This window comes from Shigella sp. FJ200513, assembly GCF_040495915.1.
Taxonomy (GTDB): Bacteria; Pseudomonadota; Gammaproteobacteria; order Enterobacterales; family Enterobacteriaceae; genus ECMA0423.
In genome coordinates this window covers 1-5,643 of record NZ_JBDYCV010000159.1, presented here as the reverse complement: position 1 = coordinate 5,643, position 5,643 = coordinate 1, and the positions used below count along the sequence as shown (strand labels likewise).

Here is a 5,643-nt window from a genome sequence, read left to right as displayed (position 1 = left end):
CTGATGGAAATGGAAGCCACGCAAGCACCTTAAAATCACCATCATACACTAAATCAGTAAGTTGGCAGCATTACCAAGATAAACAACAAGTTGAACAAGCTATCAACAGTAGCGTGAATCTTGTCCCCTTCGGTTTATCTGCATCGGACTGGAAAGTGCATCGTGGCGATTTAGTGGTAGAAGGTAATATAGAGAGTAATCAAAAATTGATTGTTCTTGGCAATTTGACAGTCAAAGGTAATATTTCCACTTTCTCTCTTTCTAATCCATGGGTTATTCTCGGTAACGTGACGGCAACGAATATAGTTACGGATTCACCACTGTTAATTACCGGTTCGATAAATGCAAGTGGACTGGTATTTATCGACTCATATTACGATAATCCGTCTACGATTAAGGGGAGTATTAATGCGCGTGGGGTATTTATCAATGACATAATTGCACCTGTTGTTGCGTCTTCGACAAATAGTGAATTCATGGTCCGTGCGAGTGACAAAAATGACACTGAAAATGTCAAAAAAGCGCTGATGATAATAAATCCTGATGCATATTATTGGGGTCTAATAAATGATGAAGATGCTCTGAAAGAAATTTTTAAGCGAAGCAATATTCGCATGGCAGGGAATGTCTGTAATCAGATGAAAAAAGAAGCGCTGTTTCGCCCTAAGCCTTCTCCTGAGTTAGTGCAGGAATTGCAAATGCTGGATGAAGGCAACGTTGCTGCATTTGAAGGACGAGATATTGCGACATTTGATCTTGCCATAATGCGAACTCTCCCAAGGCTTAAAGGAATTTCAGCTAACCTACGCAAACAACTTATTAATAGCAATGATGAACAAACGATTGAAAGTATGGCGAGATATATGCCTGACAATGAGATTCTGGAGTTGACCGATCAGCAATTGGGTTACCAGCCTGTTGTTCTGGGGTTGCTCGACCGTGAACCGCTCTCTGTCGAAATAATGACGCGAATGAGTCGTCTACCTGATGGTGTCGGTCCGTTGAATCTTGCGCTACGTGAAAATCTCCCTCTGGATATCGTCATGACTCTGGCGAAAAGAGATTGGGATATGATCATTCAGGAGCTTTATAAAGATGCGTGGTTATTGCCCGAATCCATTATTGATGGCTATATCCGCAGTGATGATTCCTCTATTCGTCAGGTCGGTGCTGGAGGACAACTCACTTACAATCAGGCAATGCAGTTGGCGAACGATTCATCAAACAATGTTGTCACAAGCTTAGCGTTCAAGCTGGCAGAGATGAAACACCATGGTCAATTATTGCGGATGACGCCACAAGAGAGTGACAAAGTTGCAGCCTATTTATACCAAAAATTCGAGAATGACGATGATCTAATACGTGTGTTATTTTTAGCATTGCCAGATAACTTACAGTTTAATTTTGTTAAAAGGATGGAGAAAAAATCCCCTGCCTACTTTTGCTGTCGGGATATGCAGGTAATTCACTCTGACGCTGCTTTACAACGGTTATTGACACGTTTCAACGATCCTGAGGGGTGGAGTAATCTGGCGAAAAATCAGTATCTGAGCACGTCGATGAAACAAAAAATTTGGCAACGTGCTTTATCGCATCGGAAAAATAATCCGAAAGCAGATTCAGATGCATATGAAACCAGCGCTGATATGATTTTGTCTGAGCTGATTAGCCACGGCGAAGTTGATGACCAGATGCTATTAAATGCCGCCGCCCTGATACGTTTGGAAGACTGGGACTTTTTAGAGAGTGCATTAGTTAGTTGGGATAATTTACCCGCTGTTGTTCTCAAGGAATTACAGCAAAACACGCCACGCAATGATATTTGGGCGAAGTTTTTTCTGAGGCAGGAAAATAGCTCCCGTGCGCAGGTTGATGAAGCATTACGTGTTTATTATGCACTCGACCCCGATGCGTTAGCACAACTGGATGTACTGGCAAAACAACCGGATCGTATATGGTGGAGTACACTGGCGAAAAGCAATCTCACATTTTTCAAGTTCGGCGCACTTAGCAACCGCCACACCCCCTCTGCGGCACTGGCGGCAGAAATTGATCCCGAGTGGTGGATTGTGGCGATGAATAATCCCCGCTTTCCAGTTGATGTATTGAAGGCGAGGCTGAAACGTGATCCTTTGCTGGCGTTAGAGCTTGTTAACCCTGAACTGGATTTAGTCCGCCAGCTGGCGCTTAACGGTAAGACGCGCGCAATACGGGAACAAGCGATGAGGAAACTTGATGAGTTGTATTGAATAACAGCGTAATAATTTTTAACTACTTGATTTATTGGGGATAATCATTCCTGACAGTGAGCCCCCAATACCTTGATATATTCTGAATTTTTAATGAAGCGGCGTGTTGCGATATCTCCGTCAGGGGAATTGATGCACCATAGCGCAAACCGAATTATCAAGGATTGATAATGACGCTCTACCAGATAAAACCGCTCTTTCAGTCGCTGTTAAGGCCGACGATGTTTTGGCTTTATAAGCACCACGTTACAGCGAATCACATCACTCTTACGGCACTGGCGCTTTCTCTTTTTACCGGATTGCTGTTGGTGTTGGTGGCACAACCCATCCTCTTTTTGCTATTGCCCATCGTGCTTTTTATCCGTATGGCGCTCAATGCGCTGGATGGCATGTTGGCGCGTGAGTGCAATCAGCAAACACGTCTGGGGGCGATTTTGAATGAGACTGGCGATGTTATTTCCGATATTGCGCTCTATTTACCGTTTTTATTTTTACCGGAAAGTAACGCATCACTCGTGATACTCATGTTATTTTGCACCATATTGACCGAGTTTTGCGGTTTACTCGCGCAGACGATTAACGGTGTTCGCAGTTATGCCGGTCCATTTGGCAAAAGTGATCGCGCGTTAATATTTGGTCTGTGGGGTCTGGCCGTTGCCATTTATCCACAGTGGATGCAATGGAATAATCTTTTATGGAGCATTGCTTCAATTCTGCTTATCTGTACTGCGATTAATCGTTGTCGGAGTGTGCTTCTTATGAGCGCTGAAAGATAATGCTGGAAAAATCTCTGGCAACACTTTTCGCGTTGTTAATTTTAGCAAGCTGATAAACCGTTTTCTGCTATGGCGGTTACCTGAGAGAAAAGGGGATGAAGTTACATTACGTATTCGTACCTGGTGGGGCATCGTCATTTGTTTTTCACTGGTGATTTCAGGCCCACGCTGGATGACGTTGACGTTTTTTACGCTGATAAGTTTTCTGGCATTGAAAGAATATTGTACGCTTATATCCGTACATTTTTCGCGTTGGTTATATTGGGTTATTCCTCTTAACTATTTGCTTATCGGTTTTAATTGCTTTGAGCTGTTTCTGTTATTTATACCTTTGACTGGGTTTCTGATATTAGCCACCTGGCGAGTTTTTGTGGGTGACCCCTCCGGTTTTCAGCATACCGTGAGCGCCATTTTTTGGGGATGGATAATGACCGTTTTTGCCTTGAGTCATGCCGCCTGGCTATTAATGTTGCCAACCATAAATATCCAGGGCGGGGCGTTACTGGTGTTATTTCTTTTGGCGTTAACCGAGTCAAACGATATTGCACAGTATTTATGGGGGAAATCCTGCGGCAGAAGAAAAGTGGTCCCCAAAGTCAGCCCGGGAAAAACGCTGGAAGGTCTGCTGGGGGGCGTAATCACCACCATGATTGCGTCACTGATTATTGGACCGTTGCTGACACCGCTAAATACATTACAGGCATTATTAGCGGGTTTGTTAATTGGTATTAGTGGTTTTTGCGGCGATGTAGTGATGTCAGCCATCAAACGAGATATTGGTGTTAAAGATAGTGGAAAACTATTACTAGGACATGGCGGACTCCTTGACAGGATTGACTCATTAATTTTCACCGCTCCGGTATTTTTTTATTTTATTCGCTACTGCTGTTACTGAAGGAAAATAGAGAAAATGGAAAATTCACGCATCCCTGGGGAACATTTTTTTACCACCAGTGATAATACAGCATTGTATTATCGGCACTGGCCCACTTTACAGCCAGGGGCGAAAAAGGTCATCGTCTTATTTCATCGCGGGCATGAACATTCTGGTCGTCTACAACATCTCGTTGATGAACTGGCGATGCCTGATACTGCTTTTTATGCCTGGGATGCCCGGGGGCATGGAAAAAATTCGGGGCCGCGTGGTTATAGCCCGTCTCTTATGCGCTCAGTGCAGGATGTCGATGAATTTGTCCGTTTTGCTGCCAGCGACAGCCAGGTCGGACTGGAAGAGGTGGTAGTGATCGCGCAAAGCGTCGGCGCAGTGCTTGTTGCCACATGGGTTCATGATTATGCACCTGCAATTCGTGGGCTGGTGCTGGCTTCTCCGGCCTTTAAGGTTAAATTGTATGTGCCGCTGGCACGTCCTGCGCTGGCGTTATGGCATCGTCTGCGTGGTCTATTTTTTATTAATTCCTATGTGAAAGGGCGCTATTTGACCCACGATCGGCAACGGGTGGCGAGTTTCAATAATGATCCGCTGATCACACGGGCGATTGCCGTCAATATCTTGCTCGATCTCTATAAAACGTCTGAACGTATTGTTAGCGATGCGGCGGCGATTACGCTCCCCACGCAACTTCTGATATCAGGTGATGACTATGTGGTGCATCGCCAACCGCAGATTGATTTTTATCAGAGATTACGTAGCCCTCTGAAAGAGCTGCATCTGCTGCCAGGCTTTTATCACGACACATTGGGTGAAGAGAACAGGGCGCAGGCATTTGAAAAAATGCAAAGCTTTATCTGCCGCTTATATGCTAACAAATCGCAAAAATTTGATTATCAGCATGAAGACCGCACAGGACCATCAGCGGATCGATGGCGGCTCCTTTCTGGTGGACCCGTGCCATTATCGCCGGTTGATTTAGCGTATCGCTTTATGCGAAAGGCGATGAAATTGTTCGGTGCGCACTCTGCGGGCCTGCATCTCGGAATGAGTACCGGCTTTGATTCAGGCAGTTCCCTGGATTATGTCTATCAAAATCAACCGCAAGGCAGTAACGCATTCGGGCGTTTAATCGACAAAATCTACCTGAACAGTGTTGGATGGCGCGGTATTCGCCAGCGCAAAACCCATTTGCAAATATTGATTAAACAAGCCGTTGCCGATCTCCACGCCAAAGGTTTAGCCGTCCGCGTGGTTGACATTGCCGCAGGGCATGGACGCTATGTACTGGATGCGCTGGCAAACGAGCCTGCCGTAAGCGATATTTTGTTACGTGATTACAGTGAGTTAAATGTTGCACAGGGGCAAGAGATGATTGCCCAACGGGGAATGTCTGGGCGGGTGCGTTTTGAACAGGGCGATGCGTTTAACCCGGAGGAACTCAGCGCGTTAACTCCGCGGCCTACGCTGGCGATTGTCTCTGGCCTATATGAGCTTTTTCCCGAAAATGAGCAGGTAAAAAACTCACTCGCAGGTCTAGCCAATGCCATCGAACCGGGTGGCATTCTCATCTACACCGGGCAGCCGTGGCACCCACAACTGGAGCTGATTGCCGGGGTGTTAACCAGTCATAAAGATGGTAAACCGTGGGTAATGAGGTAGCCTGAGTTTAACGGACACTCCTTCCTGAAATAGAATGGCATCAGAAGGAGCTAATAATGAGCAGAAA

The 5,643-nt window shown here is 45.5% G+C and carries 3 protein-coding genes and 1 pseudogene; all 4 read left to right on the top strand.

The annotated features are described in order from the left end of the window. Positions 1-2,249, top strand: a 2,249-nt coding sequence (locus ABZJ92_RS20165) for a DUF2773 domain-containing bactofilin (protein WP_250543928.1), incomplete at its 5' end; no start/stop codon positions are given. A 170-nt stretch (positions 2,250-2,419) separates the two neighbouring features. Then, positions 2,420-3,025, top strand: coding sequence for a CDP-alcohol phosphatidyltransferase family protein (locus ABZJ92_RS20160; RefSeq protein WP_000177546.1), 606 nt, complete (start codon positions 2,420-2,422; stop codon positions 3,023-3,025). Beyond that, a pseudogene (locus tag ABZJ92_RS20155) lies at positions 3,025-3,920 on the top strand (phosphatidate cytidylyltransferase). The gene ABZJ92_RS20160 and the pseudogene ABZJ92_RS20155 overlap by 1 nt, the downstream one beginning before the upstream one ends. A gap of 15 nt (positions 3,921-3,935) precedes the next feature. Further along, entirely contained in the window at positions 3,936-5,576 is a 1,641-nt protein-coding gene (locus tag ABZJ92_RS20150; RefSeq protein ID WP_000431884.1) for a bifunctional alpha/beta hydrolase/class I SAM-dependent methyltransferase, read from the top strand. The last annotated feature ends 67 nt before the right edge of the window (positions 5,577-5,643 follow it).

Excerpts from the sequence above, each read along its gene's own strand:
- ABZJ92_RS20160 (WP_000177546.1), top strand. The coding sequence starts at position 2,420 with ATGACGCTCTACCAGATAAAACCGCTCTTTCAGTCGCTGTTAAGGCCG.
- ABZJ92_RS20150 (WP_000431884.1), top strand. The coding sequence starts at position 3,936 with ATGGAAAATTCACGCATCCCTGGGGAACATTTTTTTACCACCAGTGAT.